This is a genomic window from Actinoplanes sp. NBRC 101535 (assembly GCF_030269225.1).
GTDB classification, from domain to species: Bacteria; Actinomycetota; Actinomycetes; order Mycobacteriales; family Micromonosporaceae; genus Actinoplanes; species Actinoplanes rectilineatus.
Map to the genome: position 1 here is coordinate 73,567 of NZ_BSSY01000004.1, position 25,825 is coordinate 99,391.

A 25,825-nucleotide genomic window follows, 5' to 3' on the forward strand; every position below is an offset into this window, starting at 1 on the left:
CCGGCGGACCGGCCGTTCACCGCGCCAACGAGAGCGCGGATCCGAGTCGGCTGGTCAGTTCGTGAACCTCCGGCTCGGTGATGTTCAGCGCCGGCACGACCGGAATGACGCCCACCGACAACGGGTGCAGGAGGAGTTCCGCCTCGAGTCCGTACCCGGTGAACCGCTGGACGAACGAGGAGGGCGAGCCGACACGGTCCGGACGGATCCGGACGCCCCAGAGATGCCCCGACCCCCGGATGTCCAGTACCGCCGGCTGCTCCCGGGCAAGTTCCTGAAGGTCACGGTGGAGAACCTCCGACGTGCGTCTCATCCGTTCCTGGAACCCGGGCGTAGTGCAGTGCTGAAGCACGGCGGCCGCACAGGCGCATCCGATGGGATCGCCGCCCTGTGTCGATCCGGGTAGGCGGTGTGCCGCGGTGCTCGATCGCACCCGATCAGCCACCGGCCGGGTGACCGCGACCACCGACATCGGAGAGAGCCCACCGGTCAGGCCCTTGGCCAGAACGACCATGTCGGCCTGCACCGACGCGGCGAGGAGTCCACCGGTCCGGAACACACCCGTACTGACCTCGTCGACGACGAGAAGACAACCATGAGCCTTCGCCATGGCCGCGAGCAGGAACTGGTACTCACGGGGCACCTCGATGACTCCCGCCACGCACTGAACCGGCTCGACGACGACAGCGGCGAGGCTGTCGCCCCGTGCCCGGAAGATCGCCTCGACCCGGGTGGCACTGTCCGCAGGTGCCCGGGCCCACTCCGCAGGTGACGGCAATTCCACGCTCGGCAGCACGGCCGGCGCTCCGCTGCGATATCTCGGACTGTTGTTGAGCGACAACGGGCCCAGCGAGACGCCGTGATAGGCCCCGCCGAGGTAGGCCACACCGGTTCGGCCACCGGGCTGACCGGCCGACATCGCGATCCGCAGGGCAACGTCCACTGCCTCGCTGCCGGACGTGGCGAAGAAGAAGACCGGGTCCATGGCGGCCAGGTGCCCGGCGAGTGCTTCGACCACAGGTTCGGCGTCAGCGTGCAACCGCCGGAGCAATGTGGTGCCACCCAGACGCTCGAGCGACTCCGTGGCAGCGCCGACCACCTCCGGCGGTGCGTAACCCAGGCTCAGATGCCACAGCCCGGAATTCGCGTCGAGCAGACGGCGCCCGCCGGTGGTCTCCGCCCAGACCCCGCGACCGGACCGCACGGTCACGTGAAGCTCCGGATCGTACTTACCACCGTCGACGGACGGCGCCCAGATCCGGTCGTACGATGCCGCTGGCGCCATCTGTCAACAATAGAGGCGGCGGGACGCTCGGACTGTAGAAGGCAGCATATGGAGTGAGGACCGGCTATGTCGCTTGACGAGGACATCCACGGATACCGTTGCGAGGTGACACGGGTGGAGATCCTGCGTTGCCTGGCGTCACGGCCTTTCGCCGACGACGAACCGGTCATCCTGGAGCTTCACACCACCACGGGCTCCGGCACTCGTCTGGTGGTGCCGGGACCCGGCGGCCGCACAGTGATCACCGTTCATCCGCGACCGGACGAGGAGACAACCATCGCCTGGGTGCGGGACTCCCTCGCCGAGACGGCGCGGGACGGCGCTGTCTCCTGCGTTCTGGTCCACGGCGAGGATACCCCGGCCGCCCGCGCTCTCCGGGTGATCCTCACACCGGCCGCCCCCTCGACGCCGCCGGATGACGACGTGACCACGTCGGTGATGCGGGAACTGGCCGGCATGCCGTACGGCACCCCCCGGCGATGGCGTCTGGACCACCGACCACCGGCAGCCGAAAGGCAGTTCGCCCGTACTGCCGCTCTGCACGTCTGCACGGACTCGGCTCAGGCGTCATCGCTTCTGGACGTCCTCCGGGAGCTGGTCGAGGACGCCGGCAAGGGCGATGCCCGTTTCCTGGTGGACGACGCTCGACATCTGCTGGCGGTTCACCGCATCGGGGTGGAGGCACCACGCGAGCTGGAGCAGGATCTTCGGTCCGACGTCCTTTCCCGGGCCGGGAACCGATGCTGTCTCTGCCGAGGCTCCGGCCACGAGGCCGATGTCCGTCTCATCAACGGGATCCCGTCCGATCATGATCCGGACAATCTCGCGGTGCTCTGTGCGTCCTGCTGGGCGGAACACCAGCCCGCCGAGGCGCGCTCCTCCACAATGAAGACAGCCGAACTCGAGCGGCTACGGCGCTACTGGGACTGGCAGGTGGCCCGCGAACGACGTGAGTCGTCCCTGCGCCGGCCGGCCGGGCAGCCCGGGGAGATCCGCGCTCTGCACGACGTCCTGCGCCGTCACCTGACCGGCGACTTCCATTGGCGCGGGCCCCGGCGTGGTGAGTTCGCTCAACTCGGCGGGCGCATGGAGGATCGCTTCTACCAGGCGAATCGGGGCGAACGTCTCACCGCACGGCCCGCCTACTATCACACCTACTGGGGATTGGTCGGCTCGAAGATCCTGCTGCCGGACCTCTTCCCCTCGCACGCCGAGGTGGCGGCGGACGCGGTCGCCGAACGGCTCAGTGCCACCGGCTGGATCACGGTCGATCTGGAGGACTATGCGGCCCCTCCACCGATGGGGCGACGGCGCGTGCAGACCATCCGGCACACCGCCCGTGCCGCCATGATCCTGTTGTTCACCGGTCGTCATCTCGACGTCGCGGCGGAGGTCGCCTGGAACCTGCTCACCGAGGCCGAACTGAGCACCAAACAGGACGGGGGCTGGGGCGAGTTCCGGGCGGAGCCATCCGCTCCCTCGACCCTCTACTCCTCGCTGTACGCCCTGCAGTTGCTCTGTTCCACCTGTCTCGATCCGCGGTGGAGGACGGTCCTGCCCGAATGGCCGGACTTCGCGGCTGAGGCCACCAGGGTGATCCGGCGAACCTGGCAGTACATGGCACGTCGCTGGTACACCGACCGCTGGTCGATGAACGGTATGCCCTGGGTCGTCAACACCGCCGCGATCCTCGCCGATGTCGGCATCTTCGCTCCCGCGTCGTTGGCGGACGACCTTCGCCTGGCGCTCCGTGACGCGCTGAACCCCGCCGGACGGTTGGCAGACCCGGACATCGGGACTGACTGGGACGCGCCCGAGGCGGTCCTGGCGGTGCGGGTCGCGTTCGCGGCCGGGCAGCTGGCCCCGATGTCCGGCGACGAACGGCTGGCCGTCCTCCGCCGGCGGTTGCTGCAGATGACGTGGTCCGACGTCCCGTTACGTACCATGGACGCGGCTTTCCTCGCGCTGCTCTCGACGCGGATCGAACAATGTGGGCGGGTGCCTGTGGACTTCGACGACGCGGCCCTCGGCCGGCTCGTCGACCAGCCGGCCGGCACTGATGGCGATAATGCCCGGAAAGCCCGGGTGTTCCTGTCCTACGTCCGCGAGGACACCGTCGAGGTGGATCTCGTCGCCGCGCGTCTCCGCGAGGCCGGCATCGATGTGTGGCTGGATCGCGATCGGCTCGCCGTAGGCGTTCGCTGGAAGGACGCGATCAGGGAGGCGATACGCGGCGGGGACTACTTCCTGGCGTTCTTCTCGTCGGCTTACGCCGACCGGCAGCGCACCTACATGAACGAGGAACTGGCGGTGGCCGTCGAGGAGTTGCGGCTCCGTCCCCGAAGCCGCCGGTGGTTCCTTCCGGTCGCCGCGAACCCCGGTTTCATCCCGGAGTGGCCCATCGGGCCGGGAGAGACGCTGCACGACCTCCAGGCGGTGAGCCTCGACGGCGATCGGGAGCGGGCCATCGTCGAGTTGATCGCGGCGATGACGCCGCTCGGATGAAATACCGTCGTCCGCGGCCGGAAGTACCACCGAAGGTGGTAGTTACGGGCGTGTTCGGGACAGCAGAAGAGCTCGAGTATCCCTAAAATTCGCGGACGTCGCGGACCGCCCGCGGCCTCTTGCTGCCGACAGGATGGCATCGTGTCTGTTGCGGATGAGGGTCACCACTATCCGGGCACCGGCAAGCTGGTCCGCGACAACATCCCCGACATCGTGCGGACGCACGGTGCCGAACCGATCATCGAAGTGGCCGACCAGGACCAGTACCGGCACCTGTTGCGACAGAAACTCCTGGAGGAGGCCCAGGAGTTTCTGGCCTCGGAGGATGTCGAGGAACTGGCCGACGTGCTGGAGGTGGTCCGGGCCCTGAGCATGGACCTCGGCACCGATCTCGACAGTCTGGAGAAGATCCGCCAGGACAAGATGTCAGAACGGGGCGCCTTCGAGAAACGGCTCATCTGGTACGGGAACCGGCCCGGCTTGGCCTGATCACCGGCACGGTGTCAGCAGGACCTGCGTCGCGGTCGGCGTAGTCGTCAGGAGGTCCTGCGCGGCCGCGGGGACCAGACCTGCTTGCCAGGCCAATCCGACGATCTCCTCGGCGGTGAGACCCTTCTGGAAGGTGCTCTTCGCCGTGCTCGACCAGAATCCGTCATGGTGGACCGGCCAGGAGGCTGATGCGGCTCGCGGGCCGATGTCAACGGGCGAGCGAGCCACCACCAGCAGGTGACCACCGGGTTCGAGAAATCGGGCGGCGTGACGGAGTGCCCGGATCCGCTGCCAGGGATCCGGCAACACGTTGAGCACGAAGACGTTCGTCACCATGTCGAAGAGGCGGCCGGGTTCCGTGGTGGCGCCGAACCCCGGGTGCGGGTCCCAACCGGCTGCCACGAGCCCCATCGAGCGATAGAAGTCGACGTCGCTTCCCCGGCCGCATCCGTGGTCCAGCACCGAGGTGAGGCCGAGGTGGGGGCACAGCACCTTGGCCACCTCACGGGCATAACTCGACTCCGACCGGCGGCTCATCGCGGTCTTGTGCGGCTGGCTGTCGTGCGACGGCGGGCTGGAGCGCACATCCTGCGGCAGGAAGGCGAACAGCGAGTCATCGTCCTCGACTGTGGCCGGTGTCAGACTGACCGGCGCCTCGATGATCATCGCAGAGTGGTCGGTGAAGGAGCTCGCAGCATCGCGAACGGAGTGATCCGCCCGGACCGTGAGCCCACCGGCGAGATAGAGGGGAGCCAGGACCAGGTCGCAACGAAACCTGATCGATGCCCCCCGCAGGGTGCGTTCGACGGTGTAGCCGGGATCGCCCTTGGATGTCATGTCCGCCAGTTGATGGTCGCTCAGGAGCCTTCTGAAAGGCCCCCGGTCGACGGTGCTGTTGAAAGAGCTCGGCCGGCCACCTGCGACGCCGTCGCAGGGCCGGGGCGCGAGGTTGAAGTCCCCGCACAGGATCACCGGCCGCCCCTTCTCGGCCACGAGCAGCTCCCGCAGCCGGTCGAGTTGCCGCCCCCGCTCCGCGGCCGAGTAGGCGCTCAGATGGACGTTGAGGATCACCATCCACTCCAGTTCAACCCGCTGGACGAACGGCTCCGGACTGTCGCAGGAAGGCACTGACCACTGTCGGCCGATCCATGCGTAGAGCCGCCCGTCTCCCCCGGCGGCCCGGAAGTCGGCGAGGTCGACGGGCTCCCGGTCGACCGGCTTCCACGGCTCCTGCGCCAGGAGGACATCGATCCTGTTCAACCGCAGCCACGAGGTGAGGGCGGCGCGGACAATCGGATTACCGAGCCTTTTGTTGATATTGACAGAAGCTAGTAGCACGTACGTACTCCTTGTTCGACGTTGACGACCACCCAATGATCAAGATATCGACATGCGCTTTTCCGGATATTAGGCTGCGGAGTATAGCCACGTCCGATCTCGCATCTCACGCCCGGGAATCGATCGACAATGAGATCGGCCCAGAGGGCACGACCCGACGGGAAGGCCCGGGGCGACCATGCTGACCGCAGCCCAGATAACCGACATGATCGATTCAGGCGCCATGACCTGGGACGGTGAACTCCGCGGAGACGCGCTGCTGCTGCGACTCGGGTCGCCGCTGCAGCCCCTGGTCAGTCCGGGAACGCCGATGGTGATCGACCTGGCTGATCAGCGCAGCATCGACGCCCTCTACCGCTCGCCGCGTCCGGACTGGCACTCGTTCGACTTGAAGTCCGGGCAGCTGGTGTTGTGCCCGGTGGCGCAGCCCCTGCGCTTGGGCGCGATGCTGGCGGGAGCCATCGCCGGCCTCTCCCACGTGGCCCGCCTCGGGCTGGCGACACATGTCACGAGCCCGTGGGTTCTGGCCGGCTGGCACGGCCACCTCACTCTGGAACTGCGGAACCATGGACCTGCCACGCTTCGCATATATCGCGGTATGCCCATCGGTCGCCTCATTGTCTTCCCCCTTTCCGGGCCGCCCGGAAAGTCTCCATCACATCCGTTCTACGGAAAGACGGACTCTCCGCTGGGGAGTCGTTTCGCCGACGAATTCCCCTCCGACGAATACCTCAGGTGACCTCATGGACTGCGCATTCTGCGCCGAATTCACCACGCCCGGAGCAAATCGCATCATCCTCGAGGAGGAATCCTGGGTGCTGTTACCCACCATCGGGTGTTTCGTTCCGGGATATTGCCTCTTCATGCCTCTCGACCACGTCGAGGCGACAGCCGATCTCAGCCCCTCGTCACTACGCCAGGTGGCCTCGGCGGTCGAGCGCAGACGCACTCTGGTGGAGTCGAGGTTCGGGCCGACCGTCGTGGCGGAGCACGGTGCCCGGAACTGCGACCTCGGCGCCGCCTGCTGCACTCATTGCCACCTGCACCTCATCCCGATTCCCGAGCCCGACGCCGTGGTGGAGGCCTATCGGCGGATCGGCGGTGATGGCCGGCGGGTCGACGGGCTATGTGCGATGCCGGGGGCTGCCACCGGCCCGTACCTCTATCTGTCCCCACGGCCCGGCGAGCACCTTCTCTGGGCTGCGGACGACCGGTTCCCCCGCCAATTCGTCCGTCGCGTCACCGCACGCCTGCATGGCTTGGCGGATCGGTACGACTGGCGCGACCACCCCTTTCCCAGGACGCAGCAGGAAACGCTTCGCCTGTTACGCGCCGAGACAGGCCCGGCAGCCGGTGCCCGGTGATGGGCGTGCTCGAGAAGCCGGACCCGCCGTTGCTGTACGAGATGGGACCCGACGAACTCACCACGTCCGCACGATTCGGCAGGTGGCCGAAGTGGTCGACGATGTGCCAGCTCCGCCGGCTGGGGTTTCCCGTGCTGAACGGCGTGTGTGTCGCGCCGGGCGATGATGCCGGGCTTCCCGGGGCGGTGTCCCGCCTCGCCGCGGCGACCGGAGCGAACCGGCTCATGGTGCGGTCGGATGGCGGCTCGGAGACCCGGGCCTACTACCGGGGAGGCGACAGCTTCTCCATCGATCAAGTGGCGGAACACGCGACGAGACTGCTCGTGGACCACCGCGCTGTCCTGCTCCTCGAACCCACCAACCGTTTCACCAACCGGCTCACCGTCCTGCTTCGCATGGAACGGGACGCCCCCGGCGAGCCGGGTGCCTTCACCCTGGAGGCGCTGGGACCGGGTTTCGACGCCGGCGACCTCACTCGCGGCGGCATCCGGCCTCAGGTGAGGATCTCCCTCCCGGGTGTCGACTGGTCGCGTTACACCGACCCCTGGTGGTCAGATCTCCGTGTGTCACGGGACTTGAGCGAGACCGCCGAGCGACAGCGCCGGCTCGACCGTCTGACCCGGCTCGCCACACACATCGGTGGCGCGACGGCTCAGGACGCTGAACGCTGGTTGCGCAATCGGGGGCATACTGACCTGTGGACCGGTATCGATCCGACCAGGCGCCTGATCCACGAGACCCCGGACTGGTTCGCCGCCGCATTCCGGATCGCCGCGGCACACCACCACCGCGGGTGGCGCTGCCTCGCCACCGCGGCATCCGATCTCGGCCAGGGCCGGATGGTGTACTGGGACGTCATCGATGCCACGCACAAGTTCGGGACGCCCGGCGATGCGGTCTGACCACCACCGGCGGACGATCTACCTCGACCATCACGCCACGACGCCCCTCGACCCCCGCGTGCTGGCCGCAATGATGCCGATGTTGACCACCGAATTCGGCAACCCCTCGAGCGGACACACTCTCGGCAGACGCGCCGGGCAGGCTCTCCGGGCGGCCAGAGGTACGGTTCGCGCGGCGCTCGCGGCCGACCACGAGTCCGAGATCGTCTTCACATCGGGCGCGACCGAGGCCAACACGCTGGCCATCGTGGGCGCGGTTCCCGAGGTGCCCCGGCCGGACACCGATCAGGTGGTCACCACAGCCGTCGAGCACCATTCCGTACGCTCCGCCTGCGACCGGCTGGCTGCCCGGGGTTACACGCTGACCGTCGTCGGTGTCGACCGTTTCGGCCTGATCGATCCGGAGGACATCGCCGCGGCGGTGAACGACCGGACCGCGCTGGTGTCGGTGATGTACGCGAACAACGAGATCGGCACGGTCCAGCCGATCCCCGCCATCGCCGCCGCGGTGGCCAGGCATCACGCCGTTCTGCACGTCGACGCGGTTCAAGCCGCAACCACCCTGCCGATCGACGTGCACACCCTCGGCGCCGACCTGCTCAGCGTATCCGGTCACAAGATCTATGGGCCGAAAGGCGTCGGCGTGCTCTATGTCCGTCGTGGCATCGCGCTCCGGCCCGAGTACGCCGGTGCCCAGGAGTTCGGCCTACGGGCGGGCACGCACAACATGGCCGGAATCGCCGGCATGGCGGAAGCGCTCCGGATAGCCGGAACCGAGTGCGCCGACACGGCGGCCCGCTGCGGCGTCCTGCGGGACCGATTGCAGGAGGCTCTGTTCACCTCGATCCGGGACGCCCGAGTGAACGGCCATCCCCACAGTCGGCTTCGGGGAAATCTGAGTCTGACCATTCCCGGCCTCGACGCCGTCGATTTGATCCGGGCACTCCCCGAGGTCGCGATCTCGGCGGGATCAGCCTGTGCGACCGGAAGCGCCGAACCGTCCCCTGTGCTCATGGCGATCGGCCTTAGCCGGGCCGAGGCGAGGGCCACGATCCGGATCGGTGTCGGCCGCGGAACCACGGAGGACGACATCGACATCGCCGCCGAGCGCGTCATCACGGCCGTGGATCGATGCCGCCGTCGCCCACAGTGATCTGTTGACTTTCATTACCGATGAATGACAGCTTGATGATCGACAGATTTCACTCTGCGCAGTGGGGGCACAGTGCACGATCATCTTCGACGGAGAGTGGCGACGGCCGCGGCGGCGGGGCTGGTGCTGGTGGTGATGCCCGCCCCGGCGGCGCAGGCCGGGGGCAAGCAGTCGCGGACGGTGGTGTCGGGGGACGCACGGTTTCAGGTGCTGTCGCCGACGCTGATCAGGACCGAGTATTCGCCGGAGGGGAAGTTCACCGACGGCGACACCGGCAACGTCGTGGGCCGTGACGGGTTCGCCGCGGTGCGGTTCACCGAGAAGGTCGAGCGGGGGTGGCTCACCATCGACACCGGTCAGACGACCCTGCGCTACCGGGTCGGTTCCGGGCCGTTCACCGACGACAATCTCAGCGTACGGCTGAAGACCGGCCCACAGACGGTGACCGGGCAGCCGTGGGCGGGCCGGGGTGTGCCGGACTGCGTGGCCGGGACGCTGTGTGAGGCCGAGGATGCGGCGCTGGACGGGATCGGGCCGGCCTCCGACCACCGGGACTACACCGGTCAGGGGTTCGCGGCCGGTTTCCAGGGTGTCGGCGATTCGCTCGCCTTCGCGGTGGAGGCGGACGCGGCCGGGACACGGCAGGTGACCGTCCGCTACGCGAACAGCACCGGCGGGGACGGGCAGAACACCACGCGCTCGCTGACCGTCACGGTCGACGGGGTCGCGGCCGGGACGCTGAGCCTGCCGCCGACCGGGAACTGGGACACCTGGGCGCTGGCGTCGGTGCCGGTGGAGCTGGGCCCCGGACGGCACGAGATCCGGCTGGTCCGGGGTGCGGCCGACTCCGGCAACGTGAACGTGGACAGTCTGGCGGTGCTCGCGCCGGGCGCGGGATATCCGGGGCCGGTGCCGCCGGCGCCGCAGCCGTGCGCGTACGGGACGGTGTGCGAGGCGGAGACCGGTGCACCGGTCGGCGGGGCGAAGAGCGCCGACGACCACAACGGCTACTCGGGGGACGGTTTCCTGGCCGGGCTGGAGACGACGGCCGCGGGGACCTCGTTCACGGTGACCGGGGTGCCGTCCGCCGGTGACTACCAGGTGCAGCTGCGGTACGCCAACGCGCAGGCCGGCAGCCAGCCGACGCAGACGCGGACGGTCGCCGTGGCGGCGAACGGTGGCACGGCGGTGACGGCCGACCTGCCGCCGACCAGTGGATGGGACTTCTGGCGTACCCAGAACCTGTCCTTGCGGTTGAAGGCCGGAACCAACACGCTCAGCCTGGGATGTCCCACCGCGCAGAGCTGCCACGTCAACGTGGACACCATTGCGGTCACGGCGCGTAACGCACCGCTGCTCGCCCCGCACGCGCCGCTCGGCGGTTACCGCCGCGGCCTGGACGGTGTCAACGGTGGCGCCCGCACCGAGGCGGGCCTGCTCTACCAGGACGGATGGTCGCTGCTCGACGATTCCGCGGGCCATCAGGACGGGTACGTCTTCGCCTACGGGCAGGACTACCGGCGGGCGCTGCGGGAACTCTCCGTGCTGACCGGTCCCACCAAGCTGCTGCCGAAGTGGGCCTACGGCGTGTGGTACTCGGAGTACTACGACCGGACGGCCGACGAGTTCGACGCGATCGTGGACCGGTTCAAGGCGGAGAAGGTGCCGTTGGACGTGCTCGTGGTGGACACCGACTTCAAGGCGCCGGACCGGTGGAACGGCTGGTCGATCGATCCGACACGGTTCCCCGACTGGAACGCCTTCGCCGCCGGCCTGCACGCCGAGGGGGTGCGCACCGGGCTGAACATCCACCCGAGCATCCTCGGCACGGATCCGCTGTTCCCGCGGGCGCAGGAGATCGCCAAGGGCAGGCTGCAGCGGTCCGGCTGCAACAGCGGCGCGGACTGCTACGTCTTCGACTGGGACGACCCGGACCAGCTGAAGGCCTACTTCTGGCTGCACGACCAGATGGACGCGGACGTGGACTTCTGGTGGCTGGACTGGTGCTGCGACGCCTCCCGCGGCTCCGATTCCAAGATCAATCAGGAGTACGCGGACCGCACCGGTTTCGCCTTCTCCCGCGCCTACGGGTCGTTGCAGACCGGCGGGTACGGCAACCCGGGGCCGATCGCGGCCGGGCCGTGGGCGGACAAGCGCACCACCCTGCACTTCACCGGTGACACCATCTCCAACTGGGAGACGCTGCGGTTCACCGTCGGGTACACGCCGGCCGAGTCGGCGGCGACCGGGCTGGCCTCGATCAGCCACGACATCGGCGGGCACACCGGCGGCCTGCAGGAACCGGGCGCCGAGCCGGGAAGCACCAAACTGCCCGACGACCTGTACGCCCGGTGGGTGCAGATGGGAACCTTCCAGCCGATCGACCGGTTGCACTCCAACCACAGCGACCGGTTGCCGTGGCAGTACGGTCCGGCCGCGCAGAAGTCGGCGACCAAGTTCCTGCAACTGCGCAGGAAGCTGCAGTCCTACACGTACGCCGCGGCGGCCGAGGCGACCCGCACCGGCACCCCGATCGTCCGGGCGATGTACCTGGCGTACCCGGGTGAGCAGGAGGCGTACGCGACGGCCGGCAGCCAGTACCTGTACGGGCCGGACATGCTGGTGGCCCCGGTGACCACCGGCGGCGAGACCGCCACCACCAGTGTCTGGTTCCCGCCGGGCAGCACCTGGGTCGACTACTTCACCGGCAGGAAGTACGCCGGTGGCACGACCGCCCAGGTGACGACGACGCTGGACACCATGCCGGTGTTCACCCGGCTGAAGCGTTGAGGTAGCCGTAGGTCAGGGCCGGATCCGCCGTGATCCGGCCGGTGGCCAGCAGGTCCCGGGCCACGTCGTGTGCCGTCGTGTAGGCGGCGCGGGCGAGCCCGGGACCGGCACTGATCCTCGACACGCCCAGGGCGGTCCAGTCGGCCGGCCCGGCCAGGACGTTGACCGGGGCGCCGACCGCGGCCAGGAGTTCCGCCACGGCGTCGGGGCCGGCGCCGATCGGGAAGACGCCGTCGGCGCCGGCGTCCAGGTAGGCCTTCGCCCGGGCCACCATGTCGTGATCTCTGCCTTCTCCGTCGATACGGGCGTTGAGGAACATCGACGACACCCGCCGGGCCTCGGCGATGCGGCGCACCCCCGCCCCGAGGTCGCCACCGTCCTCGATGTTCACGCCGACCGCACCGGAGTCCTCGACGGCCCGGACCGTCTCGGCGACCCGCCCGTACCCGCCCTCGATGTCGATGGTCAGCGGCACCGTGACGGCCTCGGCGATCCGCCCGGTGGACTCGGCCAGCAGTTCGAGGGGCAGGTGACCGCCGTCCCGGAAACCCCGGCTCCACGCGACACCGGCGCTGGTGGTGGCGATCGCCGCAGCGCCGAGGCTCGCGACCAGTCGGGCGCTGAGGACGTCCCAGACGTTCGGCAGGATCAGCGGGTCGCCGGGGCGGTGCAGGGCACGGAAACGCTCCACCGGGCCGGTCATGCGAAGTTCAGCTTGCCGGTGCGGGTGCGCTTGAGTTCGAAGAAGTCCGGGAAGGCGGCGAGCGCCACCGCCCCGTCGAAGATCTTCGCCGCCTGTTCGCCGCGCGGGATGCTGTTCAGCACCGGCCCGAAGAACGCCACCCCGTCGATGTGGATGGTGGGCGTGCCGACGTCCTCGCCGACCGGGTCCATCCCCTCGTGGTGGATCCGGCGCAGCTCCTCGTCGTGGTCGGTGCTGCGGGCCGCCGCGGCCAGCGAGGCGGGCAGTCCCACCTCGGCCAGCGCCTCGACGGTCACGGCGTCGAAGTCCTTGTCGCCCTGCGGGTGGATCCGGGTGCCCAGGGCGGTGTAGAGGTCGCCGAGAACCTCCTCGCCGTGCTGCCGGGCTGCGGCGGTGACCACCCGGGCCGGGCCGAGCGAGCGGTTCACCAGGTCGCGGTACCAGTCGGGCAGGTCGCGGCCCTCGTTGAGGACGAACAGGCTCATCGGCCGGAACCGCAGGTCCAGGTCACGCAGCTGCCGCACCTCGAGGATCCAGCGCGAGGTGATCCAGGCGAACGGGCAGGCGGCGTCGAAGTAGAAGTCCACACGGGTCATGGATGCCACGCTAGGCAGCACAATGGCCCTGGCCCAGAGCCAATTCCGCCCCAACCGAACAGGCCAATTCAGCGGACCGGGAACCCCAGGGCGGGCAGCCGGTCGTCGAGCGTCCACAGGGCGGCGACCCGGGCCCGGGCGGCGGCCAGTGCCGTCGCGAAGTCCACCGCCCCGGACCGGTCGTGATGCAGCAGGTGGGCGCCCGCCGGGTGGTCGCCGGACGCCGCGACCAGCAGCGCCCGGATCACCGACTCCACGACGAAGCCCCGGTCATCGACCCGGATCGTCAACTCGACGTCCACGTCGTCGCTGACCGCGCCGGGGTGCCAGCGCTGCGCGGTGCAGCGCAACAGCACCCCGGTGGAGCCGTCCGGAAGCTCAACCTCCAGGTCGGTCAGCAACGTGCTGTCCTCGCCGAAGTCGTGGCTCTGCCAGATCGCCTCGGCGTACCGCCCGAGCTCGCGGCGGCAGGCGGCAAGCGTCACGAGCAGGTCACCCGCGGTCTCCTCCGGACGGCTCATCGGGCTGTTACTCCTCTACCTTCATCATGTAGAGCACCCATGCTCCGTCATGACCGTCGGTCTTGTTCTTGATCTTCTTGATCACCAGTTTCAACCGGTAGCCGTCCCGCGGTTGCGTGTCGCCCCGTTTGGCGACCCGACCGATCGGTGTCGACGATACGTAGACCGGAAGGTCGAGCTCCGCACCACGGGCCTTCTTGCCGTTCTTCACGAAATCCTCGATCTTCTGCATCACGCCGCGCTGTGCGAGAGCCGCGTCGATCGACGCCTGAGCGGTGTCCGCGTTCAACGAGGAGGCCGTCCCACGGGCCTTCGGGTCGGTCTCCGCCCTGCGGAGCAGATCATCGTCGGACTTGCCGACGTGGTCCTTCGGGTGCGCCCCGGCGACGCCCTCGTCCAGGTCGACCTTGCCGCAGTTATGGACCAGCACCGACTCGTCGCCCGCACCCACGTAGTAGGTGTGCAGGTCGTCGACGGTGAGGTTGTGCACCGCACCGGTCTCGGTCCGGCGCTCCACACGCTCGACCACCACCGGCTCGCCCCCGGTGTTCTGCACAGTCATCCCCGCCGACAGGGCCGTCGCGCTGATCCAGGCCCGCAGGGCCGGCACCCAGAACGGGTGGTACGAGGTCGCCGCGACGGTCGCGGTGGCCGTACCGGCGTCACCGTCGGTGTCCACCGTGACATCGACCAGCTGTTTGGTGACCGTCCCGCCGATCGTCGCGGTCACCACCCTCGCCGCGGTACGCCCGGTGGCCGCGTCGGCCGCCAACACCCGTTCGCCGACGCGTACCTGCTCGATCGGCTTGCGGCTGCCGTCCGCGAGGAGCACTGGAGTGCCCGGCACGAAGCTGTTCTTCGTCAGGTCGCACTTCTCGGCGAGTTCCTCGAAGACCTTCTGCGCCTCGCGCATCTTGTCGCTCATCTTGACGCCCTTGAGGAAGGTCGCGCCCATCCCGAGAATCGGGATCACGGCGAGACCGCTGAGCGCAGCGCCCACGTAGTCGCCCCGGGCCAGCGAGACGCCCGCGTCGATCACGTCGCACGCCTCACCGGCGCCCGGAACCAGGCCACACGCCATCAGCACGAACTGCAGCGCGTCCAGCAGCAGTTCCGGGTTCTCGTCGAGGAACTGCTTGATGTCACCGAACATCTCGCAGCCGGCGCTGTCCCGGGTCGCCGGTGCGCTGCACTGGGCCGGGCGGATCAGCGCGTCCGCGAACGAGACGTAGACCTTCAGGCAGTCCGCCGACATGTTCTCCGGCAGCAGACAGCTCCACGTCTTGTGGTCGCCGTTGGCGGTTCCGGTGCCGTCGCTGCCGCTGCCCGCCTCGTCACTGCGGCGCTGCTTCTCGTACGCCGCCAGCTTCTGGTTGTAGATGACCACAGCCTCGTCGGCAGCAGCCTGTGCCTCGGCCGCGTCCTTTCCGGCTGCCTCCGCGTCCGCCCGGGCATCCGCGGCGGCCTGCCGGGCCCCCGCGGCGTCCGAGGCCGCCCGATCGGCGGCGGCGGTGGCCACGGACGCGGACTGGGCGGCCCGGTTCGCGCTGGCCTGCGCCGCGTTCGCCGACTCGCGGGCCTCGGTGGCGGACTGGGCGGCCTGGTCGGCCGAGTTCTTCGCGGCGGCGGCCGAGTCGGCGGCCGACTGGGCGTACTCCGCCGCCTTCGTCCGCGACGCCGCCGCCTGGTTGGCGTAGGTCGCCGCCTCGCTCGCCGCGTTCCGGGCCAGAGCCGCCACCCGTAGCGCCTCGTTGGAGTCGGCAACCGCGGTCTGCGCGTACTGCTGGGCCTCGGCGATCAGCCTCCGTACCGCCGTCACGTGGGTGGCCTGCTCGTAGTCCCGCTGGGCCGCCCGGTACCGCGACGTGCTCAGGAAGTACGTGACGTACGAGTCCGGTCCGGCAAGCGCGGCCGTACCGGCGGCCTTGACCTCGTCACCGGCGGTGGTCAGGATCCGGTAGACCTCCTGCCGCTCGTCCGCCGCCCGGGCCGGGTACTGGCCGGTGCGCAGGAACTGGTGCATGTCGGCGGTGGTTCCGGCGAGTGCCTTCTCCCCCACCGTCTTCAGGGTGGGCCCGGCCGTCGCGAGGATGGCGTAGATCGCCGCCCGGTCCTTCGCCACCTTGCCGCTGTAGGCACGGGTCCGCAGGAACGTCTGGACGACGGCGTCGTCGCCCTCCAGTGCGGTCCGGGCCGCGGTCTTCTCGGCACCGTCGGCCAGCTTGTCGATCAGCGACCACACCTTGGCCCGGTTGTCCTGACCCACCGCGACCTGACGGCCGCCGGTCAGCCACGCCCGCACCGCCACATCGGTGCCGGCCAGCGCATCCTGGGCCGCGGCCCGGGTCCATTGCCCGCCCGTGGTGAGCAGGGCGATCGCCGCACGCCTACCCCGGTCGTGGACCACCGCGTCCGGGGCGCCCGCCGCGGACGCCTCGGCCAGCAGGGTACGGGTGGATGCCGGAATCCGGTCCTCCTCCTCGGTGTCCCAGAGCAGCTCCCGGTTCCAGGCGACCAGCTCGCCACCCGCGGCGGCCTGCGCCTGCTCCTCGGCGAGCGCGTCCTGGGCCGCCTCGACGCTCTGCGCGGTGGCCTCGGCCAGGCGCAGCGCGTCCTGCTCGCGGGCCAGCTTCTCCAACTCGACGGCCTGGTTCGCGGCACGGACGGCCAGATCCGCCGCCGCCACCGCGGCCTGCGCGTGCTTGGTCGACTCGGCGGCGGCCTTTGCGGCGTCCCCGGCGTGCTCGGCCGCATCGTCGGCGGCGGCCGCAGCAGCCGTGGCGTGGGTGGCGGCGTCCGCGGCGAACTGGAACGCCTCGTCTGACGCCTTCGCGGCGGCCTTGGCGAACGCCAGTGCCCGGTCGGCGGCCCGGGCCGCGGCGGCGGCCTCACGGCGGGCCCGGGCGGCGGCCTCACGGGCCCGCTGGGCCTGCTCGGCGGAGACACCCGCCTGGGCGCCCGCCTCGTCGGCCGCGTTCGCCGCGGCATCGGCGTTCCCACCGGCACTCTTCGAGGCGTTGGCCGCCTCCTGCGCCTGGGCGAGGGCCCGGTCGCGTTCGGCCCGGACCTTCTCCAGCTCCTTCGCCTTCGCCGCGGCATCCCGGGCCGCCTGCGCCGCCTGTTTGGCGGCGGCGGCCTTACCCGCGTCGGTCCGCGCCGCGGCCGCGGCATTCTGCGCCCGGGTCGCGGCCTGCGCGGTCAGCGACGCCGCCGACGTGGCCCGCCGGGCGGCATCCTCGGCCACCGAGGCGGCCCGCATCGCGGCACTCGCCGCGCCCTTGGCCTCCTTGGCCGCCTTCGCCGCCCCCTCGGCGGCATCCGCAGCCCGGCCGGCCGCGGCGGACGCCTTCTTGGCCGAGCCACCGGCCGCCTTGCTCTCAGCGGCGGCGATCTCCGCGGACTTCTTGGCCGCCTCGGCCGCGTTCTGCGCCCGGCGGGAGGCGTCAGACGCGGCGAGTGCCTCCCGGGACGTCGTCTCGCCGGCGTCCTTGGCCTGCTGGGTCAGACTGGTGATCGACGCCAGCTCCTTGTCCCGTGCCCGGGCCACGAACTGCCCGGACAGCAGGAAGTCCCGCAGTTCCTCGGGCGTCCCGGCCAGCGCGGCGGCGGCCGCCGTGTTGAGGACCGGTCCGCTGTTGCCGACTCCGCCGGTCAGCATCCGGGTGGCGGCCAGACGCTCATCGGCGTACTCGGCCTTCGCCCGTTTGACACTGAGGAACTCGGTGATGTCGTCCGCGGTGCCGTCGAGGGCCGTCTGAGCAGCGCCCTTGGTAGTCGGTCCGGCCGCCTCCAGCACCCGGAACACCCGCTGACGTTCGTCGGCGGCCCAGGCCGCCTCGTAACCGCCCTCGACGAACACGGCAACCTGCTCGTCCGAGCCCGCAAGCGCGGCCTCCGCGGCGGCCTTCACCGTTGCGCCGTCCATGGCCGCCAGGGTCCGGGCCGCGGCACGCTGGTCCGCTGCCAGGGCCGCGTCGGCGCCGCCGCCCTGCTCGAACGCGATGATGTCGTCGTCGGTGCCGAGCAGCGCCTCGACAGCGGCCCGCGCGACCGAGGGCGTGCCGTCGACCACCTGCCAGGCCGTCCAGGCGCGGGCGGCGGCGAGATCGTACGGCTCCTCCTCCTCGGCCAGCGCCGGGCCGGCCGGCAGCATCGTGCCGGTGAGCACCAATGTCAGGCCCGCGGCGATTCTGCGCGCGCGCATGGTTAATCCGGTGAAATGCACTCTTCACCCCCGTGTGAAGCAGACAAAGTCGGCTTCAACCTATCGATGGAGGTGATCTCTTTCAACGAGAACTTTGAATATGTAAGCGGGGTCGCGCCGTGACGCGACCCCGCTTCACTGTCAGGACAGGCTCTCGGCAACCTGCCGATCTCATCCGACGAAGGATGCGCATCTCTGTATCGCACGCCGCACGGCCGGTAAAGTGGCCTGCTCACTGGACCGGATGATGAGCACACGAGCAGGCCGATCATGAGTTTTCAGGTGCACCTGGACGGCACCGGCGACCTCGCCGCGCAGGTCTACCGGCAAGTGCGGGAAGCGATCCTGGACGGGCGGCTGCGCCCCGGGGAACGCCTGCCCGCCAGCCGGGAACTGGCCCGCACCACGGCGGTCTCCCGGACCACGGTCTCCACGGCCTATGAGCGGTTGCTGGCGGAGGGGTTCGTCAACGCCCGGGTGGGCTCAGGAACCTTCGTCGCCGACTCGACCGGTCCGGCGCCCACGGCTTCCGCCCTGCGGCCGCGTACCCGTGACCATGGTTCCGGCACGTCGCCGGACGTCGTTCTCGACTACGACCTACGGGCCGGAACCCCCGATCCCGCGTTGTTCCCGATGCCCACCTGGCGGCGGCTGATCGGCCGGGAACTCCGCACCGGCCGCATGCACCGTGGCGACGCCGCCGGGATCGTGGCGCTGCGGGCCGCGATCGCCCGCTGGCTGGGGATCTCCCGGTCGATCCGCACCACAGCCGACGAGGTGGTCGTCACCCACGGCACCCAGCAGGCCCTCGACCTGATCGGCCGGGTACTGCTCGCACCGGGCGACGTGGTCGCGGTCGAGGAACCCGGCTATCCGCCCGCGCGTGCCCTGTTCCAGTCGATGGGCGCCCGGGTGACGGGCGTGCCGGTGGACGCCGAAGGGCTGGTCGTCGACGCGATCCCGCCGCAGGCACGGCTCGTCGCCGTCACGCCGTCGCACCAGTTCCCCACCGGGGTGACGATGTCCCTGACCCGCCGCCGCGCCCTGCTCGCCTGGGCCGGGCGGCACGACGCCGCGATCGTCGAGGACGACTACGACAGCGAGTTCCGCTTCGCCAACCGGCCCCTGGAACCGCTGCGCAGCCTGGACACCGGTGGGCGGGTCGTCTATGTCGGATCGTTCTCCAAGACCATGCTGCCGGCCCTGCGCCTCGGGTTCCTGATCGCGCCGGCGGGCCTGCGGGCGGCGCTGGTGCAGGCCCGGCAGATCACCGTCCAGCACGGCGACCCCAGCACGGAAGCGGCGATGGCCGCGTTCCTCGACGAAGGACTGTTCGCACGGCATCTGAAAACCGTCACCCGGGTGTACGCGCAACGCCGGACCCTACTGATCGACGCGCTGCACGGCGAGCTGGCCGGCCTGCTGGAACCGGTGCCGTCGGCGGCCGGCCTGCACCTGAGCGCCCACCTGCGAAACGACGTGCCGGACGTGGCCGCCCGCGCCGCGCGAGCCGGGGTGGCGGTGCAGACCCTGACGGACTTCGCGCAGTCCCGGCCGGCCCGGAACGGCCTGGTGATCGGCTACAGCTCGATCACCGCGGAGCACCTGCCGGCGGCGCTGCACCGTCTGGCCCGCTGTTTGGCCTGATCGAATCGGCGCTCATTGGCCCTGGTCACCGGCCGCCGTCCACCCCACGGTGGAAGCCGATGCACACGCTGACCCGCGTCCACCTGATCAGTGCGGTCGGGGACGGCGCCTTCCTCGTGACCGTGGCCCTCTACTTCACCCGCATCGCCGGCATGTCGGCGACCAGTTTCGGACTCGGCATGTCACTGGCCTGGGCCGCCGGGTTCCTCGCCGGCATGCCGCTGGGCCACCTCGCCGACCGGATCGGCCCGCGCCGGGTCGCGATCCTGCTGGCCGCGGGCACGGCGACGTCGGTGGCGCTGCTCCCCCTCGCCCACGACCGGTGGGCGTTCCTGGTCGTCATCGGCGCCTACGGCATCTGCCAGTCCGGGTTGACCGTCGCCCGCCAGGCGCTGCTGGTCCGCCTGGTCGCCGCCGAGGACCGGACCCGGGTGCGCGCCCGGCTGCAGGCCCGGATCAACGGCGGGCTGGCGGTGGGCGCGCTGATCGGCGCGCTCGCTCTGGCGATCGACACCCCACCGGCGTACGCGGCAGCGCTCGGTCTCGACGCGACCGCGTTCGGGGTGGCCGCTCTGCTGCTGAGCCGCCTCCCGGAGAAGACGGCTGAGCAGCCCGTCCCCGTGCCCGGCCTGGTGCCGGCGGTACTGCGCGATCGCCCGTACGCCGTCCTGGCCCTGTTGAACGCGGTGATGCTGCTGCACATGCCGCTGCTGACCCTGGTCCTCCCGTTGTGGATCGCCCAGGCGACCGGCGCGCCCCGCTGGATGGCCGCCACGATCCTGGCCGTCAACACGATCAGCGTGATGCTCTTCCAGGTCCGAGTGGCTCGCCGGGTGGGCGACGTCCCGTCGGCCGCCCGGGCCGTCCGCGCCGCCGGGCTGGTGATGCCGGCCGCCTGCGCGCTGTTCGCCGGCACCGCCCACCTCGGCGCACGGTGGCTGGTCTGCGCGGTCCTGGTGCTGGCCGCGCTCCTGCAGGTGTTCGCCGAGATGCTCCAGTCGGCCGGCAGCTGGGAGATCAGTTTCGGTCTCGCCCCGGACGGGCAGCACGGCGCGTACCAGGGCCTCTACCAGAGCGGCGTGCCACTGGCGCGCATCCTCGGCCCGGCGGCCCTGACCGGCCTGATCCTCGAAGGCGGCACCGTCGGCTGGCTGATCCTGGGCACGCTGATCGCCGCCGCCGGCCTGCTCACCACCCCGGCGACGCGGTGGGCCCGGCGGCAGCGCCGAGAATCGCCCCGGCGGAGCGTGCAACCTTAGAGCCCGCGGTCACCGTTCCACCTCCGTCGAAGGAGGTCAGCTGATCGTGAGAGCCGAGGACGAGGAGGAGTTCCGCCGGTTCGTGGCACCCCGGCAGCGGGCCGCCCTGGTCCTGCGCTACTGCCAGGGCCTGAGCCTGGAGGAGACCGCCGCGGTACTCGGCTGTTCGGTCGGCACCGCGAACAGGCATCTGCGGCCGAGATGAGACTGCGCTGGTCGGTGAAGGAGCCGACCTCGACAGATCGCGCCACGGCTCATGTTGATGGCACCCGGGTCCGAGTGTTCGAGGCCAGGCTCGCGAATCAGGTTCATATAATTTTTGATATAGTCGCCTGGTGTGGTCTGTCGTGGTGCACCCCGAGGCGGTCGCGGAGCTGGCAGCGTTGCCGGCTCCGGAGCGAGTCGCGATCGTCAACGCCTTTCAGAAGCTGGAGGTGCTGGGGCCGACGCTGCCGTTTCCGCATTCCAGTGCGATCAAGAATGCCGATCGGCTGCGTGAGTTGCGGCCGAGGGCCGGGCGAAGTCCGTGGCGGGCGTTCTATCGTCAGATGGGAGACGTGATCTTCGTGGTCGGTGCGATCGGTCCGGAGGCGGCCGTCAAGCCGCGCGATTTCGTCCGGGCCGTCCGTAGCGCGGAGGATCGGCTCAACAAGATCGAGCAGGATGAGGAGGGGCACTGATGAACCTTTCCGACATGGTGCCGCTGGATGCCGTTATCGCCGAGCAGCGGCAGGATCCGGCGTTTCGCCAGGCGTGGGACGAGGGAGTGTTCGCCCGGCAGGTGGCGATCACGCTGGTGCGTTACCGCGCCGAGCGCGGCCTGACCCAGCAGCAGTTGGCCGATCTACTCGGGGTCCACCAGCCCAACGTCGCCCGGCTGGAGAGCGGCGAGAAGACGCCCACTCTGAAAGAACTGGCGCGGATGACCGCCGTCACCGGGTTGACGTTCCATCTGTCGGTGGCCAACGGGGCTGTGGAGTTGTCCGAAGCAGCCTGACGGGCGTGCCAGAGGCTGGGATGAGTGGACAGGCCGATGTCGGGTTCCCGGTTGATGTGGTGCGCTCAGCTCCAGTGCTGGTGGACCTGGAGGATCGAGTCGAGCCGGACCCGCCGGTAGTCGTGGAGTTCGGGGCACCAGCCGACGAGTGAGTCTTCCTCGATTGACTACCGCCAAGAGCCAGACGTCGCGGGGGCTGGCCCGCCTCCGCGAGGCGCTGGCCGCGCGCTCACGGTGAGTGCCGCCCTCAGATCGCCGGGATCACCCGCACCACCGACAGGCCGGACAACACCGTCCCCGCTCCGGCGGCGACCCTGTCGGTCTACCGGGAGGGCGCCTTCACACCGTCCTGCACGATCCGGCCGCGTCGAAGACCACCGTCGGCAACCGCCCGGCCCAGTCCGTCGTCGGCCCGTCGCGAACGGTCGTCGACGCGAGACGGCGTTTCGTCGATCCGGCGCGATCAGTCATGGGCCGCTGCCGGGAATCGGCGTAGCACCCGGTGTTCCCGCCAGGGCGTTCTGCCGAGCAGTGCCAGAAGGCCGGGCAGGAGTAGCGCGCGAACTACCGTGACGTCGACCAGGATGGCGACGGCGAGGCCCACTCCGAGCTGTTTCATCTCCAGGGTGGACAGCGTCGCGAACACGGCGAAGACGGCGACCATCACCACCGCCGCGCTGGTCACCACGCCTGCGGAGGACGTGATGCCGTGCCGGATCGCGTCCCTCAGCGGTTCGCCCCGGCGCAGCGGTTCACGGATGCGGCTGAGGATGAACACGTTGTAGTCCATCGACAGGCCGATCAGCACGACGAACAGGATCACCGGCACCCACGCGACCACGAATCCGCTGGACTCGAACCCGAGCAGGTCCTCGGCCCACGCGTTCTGGAAGGTGAACGCCAGCACCCCGAACGAGGCCAGCACCGACAGCAGGTTGAGCACCGTGGTCACCGCGGCGAGGACGATCGAGCGGAACGCCAGCAGCATCACGACCAGGCTCAGGAGCAGGACGAACCCGATCACCACCGGTAGGCGTTGTTCCACCAGCCGCGAGACGTCGCCGCTGAACGCGGTGGCACCACCGACCGCCCAGGTCGCCCCCGGAATGACGGACAGTGCGGTCGGCGCCAGATCGGTCCGCAGCAGATGCAGGTTCCGCTCCGCCTCGGGGCTGTCCACCCGGTGCGGGAACGGAACGTACATCCGGGTGGTCCGGCCGTCGACCGACGTGGTGATCCGCGGCTCGTCCACCGCCGAGAACTCACCGGACGCGGTGGCCCGGCGCATCAGGGTGGCCAGCGCCTCCCGGACCGCCCCGCTGTCCGCCGGGTCCGCCTGGACCACGACAGTGTGGCTGGAGCCCTCGCCCGGAAACGCTTCCACCAGCCGGATCCGGGTCTGCACCACCGTGTAGCTCGACGGCAGGTGGTCATCGGTCGGCATCTCCAGCCGCAGTCCCGCAATCGGGGCGATCATCGCGCCGACAAGTGCGAGCCCGCACACCACGGTCAGGGCGGGTGCCCGGAGCGCTGGTCGCAGAACAGCGTTCCACAGCCGGCTCTCCCCCGGCGATCTCCACCGGCGGCGCGAGGCCACCCGATCGCCGAGCAGCGCCAGCGCCGCCGGAATCACGGTCAGCGATCCGAGGACCGCGATCACCACGACCACGATCGTGCCCACCGCGAGCGAGTCGAACAGGGCGCTCCCGGTGAGGAACATCCCGGCCACCGCGACCACCACCGCGATGCCGGAGACCACCACTGCACGGCCGGATGTCGCGGCGGTCCTTCGCAGAGCATCCAGCACTCCGTGTCCGGCGGCCAGTTCCTCACGTTGCCGCCGGACGAAGAAGAGGGAGTAGTCGACGGCGACTGCCAACCCGATCAGCAGGACCAGGCTCATCTGGAACGCGCTGATCGGCACCAGCCACGACACCAGACCGCTGATCCCCAGAGCCGCGCCGACGGCGGTGAGCCCGAGCAGCAACGGCACCCCTGCGGCGGCGAACGCACCGAACGCCGCCAACAGGATCACCAGGGTGATCGGGAGACTGATCAGTTCGGCGCGCCGCAGATCCTCGGCATCCTGAACGGCGAAGTCCTTGCGGATCGAACCGGCGCCGACCTGTTCGATCCGCAGGCCGGGATGCGCCGACTGGGTCGCCGCGGTCGCGTCGAGCATGGGCTGCACGACCTCGACCGGGTCACGGCGCTCGGCGCCCCGGCCACGATCGAGCTCGACGGACAGCATCATCGAGCGGCCGTCGCCGGAGAACTCCGGGCCCCGGACGTCGAGGACACCACCGAGGGCGGTGTAGCGGTCCCGCAGTTCGTCGCCGATCGAGGTGCCCGTCTCCCGGTCGAGGCCGCCCTCCCGCGTCTGGACCAGAACGGTCTCCCACAGTCCCTCGTCGAACTCCGTGTCGTCCACGGCACGCTCGGCGACCGCGGACTCGCCGCTGAGAAAGTCGGCGTCGGCGATCTCGTGGGCCGGAACCAGGTAGGACGAGGCGTAGGTCAACAGGGTCAGGAGCAGCCAGAGGACGAGCACGAGGACCCGTCTGCGGGCGCTCCACACGGCGAGCCGCTCCGGCATGCTCCTGCCCGGCCCTGCCGCCTGTGGACGGTCGATCTGTCGGACGCTCACTGGTCCCCCTCGAAGCGTGGTCGGGCTGGACGACGAGACGGAACGCTAGGGGTCCGGAGGTTCTGATCGCTGGTGGGTCAGCACGAGTCCGGGGGTGTGGCCAGCACTACCTCCGAAGTGGTGCTGGGCGTACTGCGGCGCCGCGGCCTGCGCCGATAACGTCATCGGCACTCACACGAGGGGAGGCGGGCCATGACGAATCTGCTGCGCGGCTCAGGTTGGCGGGCGAGTCTCGCGCTCACCGTGTCGGTGCTGCTGACACCGCTCTACCTGGTCCCCACGCTTCTCTTCCTCGTCGGCATCGCGGGGGTCGCCGTGTTCCTGTCCGGCCTCCTGCTCATTCCTCTGGCGACCGTCGCCGCCCGAGGGGTGGTCCGGGTCGAACGGCAGGTGCTGCGCATCGCCGGGGCCGAGATCCCCGCACCGGCGTATTCCCCCGGCTGGCGTGGCGTGTTCGATCGGTGTGCCTGGCGCACGCTCATGCACAGCGCGGCGCTCGTTCTGTGGTCGCTCGGCGCGGGCGGCCTGGTGACCGTCCTGCTCCTGACCGCTTTCGTGCTGGTCAATCTGCCGTGGATCGCCACGATGATCCCGATCGACCGCGCCAACATCGGCGGCTTCCCGATCAGCTACGGCGCCTCGGCACTCGGCGTACCGGCCGGCCTGCTGCTCGCCTCCGGCAGCCTGCATCTGGCGGAGTGGGCGATCCGGGGCGAAATCGCACTCGCGTACGTGGCACAGGGCGAAGGCGGCGTTCTGCGGATGCGGCGCCGCATCGCCGCTCTGGAGGCCACCCGGACCGGCATGGTCGACGCGGCGGCCGAGGAACGCGCCCGGATCGAGCGCAACCTCCACGACGGCGCCCAGCAGCGCCTCCTCGCCGTGGCACTGGCGATCAGCCGGGCCAAACGGATCGGCGACAAGGACCCGGAGAAGACCCGCACGCTGCTCGACACCGCCCAGACGGAAGCTCTCGCCGCGGTCCAGGATCTGCGGGACATCGCCCGGGGCGCACACCCGCCGATCCTGACCGAGCGCGGCCTGGTCGCTGCGGTCACCGAGGCAGCAGGACGTCATCCCACCCCGGTTCAGCTCGATGTCCAGTTGGACGAACGACCATCGCGGCGCATCGAAGCACTTGGCTACTATGTCGTCTCCGAGGCGCTGGCGAACGCGGCCAAGCACGCCGATGCCGCCCCGGTGACCGTTCGGCTCTGCCGGACGGCCGACGCGAGCGGCGACCGGCTCCAGATCCGGATCGTCGACGCCGGAAGCGGTGGAGCAGAAATCACGCCCGGTGGTGGGCTCACCGGCCTGGCTGGGCGGGTGCACGCGGTGGACGGCTCCTTCCACCTGCACAGCCCGCCGGGCGGCCCGACCGAGGTGAAAGCGATCATCCCGTGGCAAGCGTAGGGACCATGCCCA

Annotated in this window: 20 protein-coding genes and 1 pseudogene; 13 read left to right on the forward strand and 8 right to left on the reverse strand. The window is 70.1% G+C overall.

The window, feature by feature from the left end; genetic code table 11:
* Nucleotides 1-16: 16 nt before the first annotated feature.
* A complete protein-coding gene (locus tag QSK32_RS12465; protein WP_285471944.1) occupies nt 17-1,285 on the reverse strand; it encodes a class-III pyridoxal-phosphate-dependent aminotransferase in 1,269 nt (422 codons plus the stop codon).
* Nucleotides 1,286-1,351: 66 nt separating this feature from the next.
* Between QSK32_RS12465 and QSK32_RS12470 the strand changes: the two genes are divergently transcribed.
* A complete protein-coding gene (locus tag QSK32_RS12470; RefSeq protein ID WP_285471945.1) occupies nt 1,352-3,790 on the forward strand; it encodes a toll/interleukin-1 receptor domain-containing protein in 2,439 nt (812 codons plus the stop codon).
* A gap of 141 nt (nt 3,791-3,931) precedes the next feature.
* Nucleotides 3,932-4,279 (forward strand): nucleoside triphosphate pyrophosphohydrolase, encoded by a 348-nt coding sequence (locus QSK32_RS12475; protein ID WP_285471946.1) that lies wholly within the window; start codon nt 3,932-3,934, stop codon nt 4,277-4,279.
* Here the strand turns inward: QSK32_RS12475 and QSK32_RS12480 are convergent, their stop codons facing one another.
* On the reverse strand, nt 4,280-5,653 hold the full coding sequence (locus tag QSK32_RS12480) for an endonuclease/exonuclease/phosphatase family protein (RefSeq protein WP_285471947.1): 1,374 nt from the start codon (nt 5,651-5,653) through the stop codon (nt 4,280-4,282).
* 142 nt (nt 5,654-5,795) lie between these two features.
* Here QSK32_RS12480 and QSK32_RS12485 point away from each other — a divergent pair, with 142 nt between their 5' ends.
* The 5 genes from QSK32_RS12485 (at nt 5,796) to QSK32_RS12505 (ending at nt 11,826) form a co-directional block, all read left to right on the forward strand.
* Nucleotides 5,796-6,356, forward strand: a complete 561-nt coding sequence (locus QSK32_RS12485) for a dCTP deaminase (RefSeq protein ID WP_285471948.1) — start codon at nt 5,796-5,798, stop codon at nt 6,354-6,356.
* Between the two features lie 4 nt (nt 6,357-6,360).
* Nucleotides 6,361-6,981 carry an HIT domain-containing protein gene (locus QSK32_RS12490; RefSeq protein WP_285471949.1) on the forward strand — a complete coding sequence of 207 codons (621 nt, stop codon included), beginning with the start codon at nt 6,361-6,363 and terminating at the stop codon, nt 6,979-6,981.
* A 5-nt stretch (nt 6,982-6,986) separates the two neighbouring features.
* The gene (locus tag QSK32_RS12495) at nt 6,987-7,883 is read left to right on the forward strand and encodes a hypothetical protein (RefSeq protein WP_285471950.1); all 897 of its coding nucleotides are present in this window, start codon (nt 6,987-6,989) and stop codon (nt 7,881-7,883) included.
* Nucleotides 7,873-9,036, forward strand: a complete 1,164-nt coding sequence (locus QSK32_RS12500; protein WP_285471951.1) for a cysteine desulfurase family protein — start codon at nt 7,873-7,875, stop codon at nt 9,034-9,036. Before QSK32_RS12495 ends, QSK32_RS12500 begins: the two co-directional genes overlap by 11 nt.
* A gap of 96 nt (nt 9,037-9,132) precedes the next feature.
* Nucleotides 9,133-11,826, forward strand: a complete 2,694-nt coding sequence (locus QSK32_RS12505; RefSeq protein ID WP_285471952.1) for a TIM-barrel domain-containing protein — start codon at nt 9,133-9,135, stop codon at nt 11,824-11,826.
* Here the strand turns inward: QSK32_RS12505 and QSK32_RS12510 are convergent.
* From QSK32_RS12510 to QSK32_RS12525, 4 genes are all read right to left on the reverse strand, one after another.
* Nucleotides 11,807-12,529 carry an isocitrate lyase/PEP mutase family protein gene (locus QSK32_RS12510; RefSeq protein WP_045739917.1) on the reverse strand — a complete coding sequence of 241 codons (723 nt, stop codon included), beginning with the start codon at nt 12,527-12,529 and terminating at the stop codon, nt 11,807-11,809. The two genes, QSK32_RS12505 and QSK32_RS12510, sit on opposite strands and share 20 nt — an antisense overlap.
* Nucleotides 12,526-13,125 carry a mycothiol-dependent nitroreductase Rv2466c family protein gene (locus QSK32_RS12515; RefSeq protein WP_045739916.1) on the reverse strand — a complete coding sequence of 200 codons (600 nt, stop codon included), beginning with the start codon at nt 13,123-13,125 and terminating at the stop codon, nt 12,526-12,528. Before QSK32_RS12515 ends, QSK32_RS12510 begins: the two co-directional genes overlap by 4 nt.
* 68 nt (nt 13,126-13,193) lie before the next feature.
* Nucleotides 13,194-13,646 (reverse strand): hypothetical protein, encoded by a 453-nt coding sequence (locus QSK32_RS12520; protein WP_285471953.1) that lies wholly within the window; start codon nt 13,644-13,646, stop codon nt 13,194-13,196.
* A 7-nt stretch (nt 13,647-13,653) separates the two neighbouring features.
* Nucleotides 13,654-17,850, reverse strand: a complete 4,197-nt coding sequence (locus QSK32_RS12525) for a polymorphic toxin-type HINT domain-containing protein (RefSeq protein WP_285471954.1) — start codon at nt 17,848-17,850, stop codon at nt 13,654-13,656.
* A 270-nt stretch (nt 17,851-18,120) separates the two neighbouring features.
* On the opposite strand from QSK32_RS12525, the gene pdxR reads away from it, so the two are divergent.
* The 5 genes and pseudogenes from pdxR (at nt 18,121) to QSK32_RS12550 (ending at nt 21,753) form a co-directional block, all read left to right on the forward strand.
* Nucleotides 18,121-19,497, forward strand: coding sequence for a MocR-like pyridoxine biosynthesis transcription factor PdxR (gene pdxR, locus QSK32_RS12530; RefSeq protein WP_285471955.1), 1,377 nt, complete (start codon nt 18,121-18,123; stop codon nt 19,495-19,497).
* Nucleotides 19,498-19,556: 59 nt separating this feature from the next.
* Nucleotides 19,557-20,756 (forward strand): MFS transporter, encoded by a 1,200-nt coding sequence (locus QSK32_RS12535; RefSeq protein ID WP_285471956.1) that lies wholly within the window; start codon nt 19,557-19,559, stop codon nt 20,754-20,756.
* Between the two features lie 34 nt (nt 20,757-20,790).
* A pseudogene (locus QSK32_RS12540) lies at nt 20,791-20,961 on the forward strand (RNA polymerase sigma factor); the annotation flags it as partial.
* A gap of 130 nt (nt 20,962-21,091) precedes the next feature.
* Nucleotides 21,092-21,436, forward strand: a complete 345-nt coding sequence (locus QSK32_RS12545) for a type II toxin-antitoxin system RelE/ParE family toxin (protein WP_285471957.1) — start codon at nt 21,092-21,094, stop codon at nt 21,434-21,436.
* A complete protein-coding gene (locus QSK32_RS12550; RefSeq protein ID WP_285471958.1) occupies nt 21,436-21,753 on the forward strand; it encodes a helix-turn-helix transcriptional regulator in 318 nt (105 codons plus the stop codon). The genes QSK32_RS12545 and QSK32_RS12550 overlap by 1 nt, the downstream gene beginning before the upstream one ends.
* Nucleotides 21,754-22,092: 339 nt before the next feature.
* Here QSK32_RS12550 and QSK32_RS12555 read toward each other — a convergent pair whose 3' ends face one another.
* A complete protein-coding gene (locus tag QSK32_RS12555) occupies nt 22,093-22,224 on the reverse strand; it encodes a hypothetical protein (protein ID WP_281179031.1) in 132 nt (43 codons plus the stop codon).
* Nucleotides 22,217-24,400, reverse strand: coding sequence for an MMPL family transporter (locus QSK32_RS12560; protein WP_285471959.1), 2,184 nt, complete (start codon nt 24,398-24,400; stop codon nt 22,217-22,219). The genes QSK32_RS12555 and QSK32_RS12560 overlap by 8 nt, the downstream gene beginning before the upstream one ends.
* 192 nt (nt 24,401-24,592) lie before the next feature.
* Between QSK32_RS12560 and QSK32_RS12565 the strand changes: the two genes are divergently transcribed.
* Nucleotides 24,593-25,813 (forward strand): sensor histidine kinase, encoded by a 1,221-nt coding sequence (locus QSK32_RS12565; protein WP_285471960.1) that lies wholly within the window; start codon nt 24,593-24,595, stop codon nt 25,811-25,813.
* Nucleotides 25,814-25,825: the final 12 nt, after the last annotated feature.

Coding starts and splice junctions, on each gene's coding strand:
- QSK32_RS12535 (WP_285471956.1), top strand. CDS start 19,557: ATGCACACGCTGACCCGCGTCCACCTGATCAGTGCGGTCGGGGACGGC.
- QSK32_RS12490 (WP_285471949.1), top strand. CDS start 6,361: ATGGACTGCGCATTCTGCGCCGAATTCACCACGCCCGGAGCAAATCGC.
- QSK32_RS12515 (WP_045739916.1), bottom strand. CDS start 13,125: ATGACCCGTGTGGACTTCTACTTCGACGCCGCCTGCCCGTTCGCCTGG.
- QSK32_RS12510 (WP_045739917.1), bottom strand. CDS start 12,529: ATGACCGGCCCGGTGGAGCGTTTCCGTGCCCTGCACCGCCCCGGCGAC.
- QSK32_RS12485 (WP_285471948.1), top strand. CDS start 5,796: ATGCTGACCGCAGCCCAGATAACCGACATGATCGATTCAGGCGCCATG.
- QSK32_RS12555 (WP_281179031.1), bottom strand. CDS start 22,224: ATGACTGATCGCGCCGGATCGACGAAACGCCGTCTCGCGTCGACGACC.
- QSK32_RS12465 (WP_285471944.1), bottom strand. CDS start 1,285: ATGGCGCCAGCGGCATCGTACGACCGGATCTGGGCGCCGTCCGTCGAC.
- QSK32_RS12525 (WP_285471954.1), bottom strand. CDS start 17,850: ATGCGCGCGCGCAGAATCGCCGCGGGCCTGACATTGGTGCTCACCGGC.
- QSK32_RS12520 (WP_285471953.1), bottom strand. CDS start 13,646: ATGAGCCGTCCGGAGGAGACCGCGGGTGACCTGCTCGTGACGCTTGCC.
- QSK32_RS12550 (WP_285471958.1), top strand. CDS start 21,436: ATGAACCTTTCCGACATGGTGCCGCTGGATGCCGTTATCGCCGAGCAG.
- QSK32_RS12565 (WP_285471960.1), top strand. CDS start 24,593: ATGACGAATCTGCTGCGCGGCTCAGGTTGGCGGGCGAGTCTCGCGCTC.
- pdxR (WP_285471955.1), top strand. CDS start 18,121: ATGAGTTTTCAGGTGCACCTGGACGGCACCGGCGACCTCGCCGCGCAG.
- QSK32_RS12500 (WP_285471951.1), top strand. CDS start 7,873: ATGCGGTCTGACCACCACCGGCGGACGATCTACCTCGACCATCACGCC.
- QSK32_RS12470 (WP_285471945.1), top strand. CDS start 1,352: ATGTCGCTTGACGAGGACATCCACGGATACCGTTGCGAGGTGACACGG.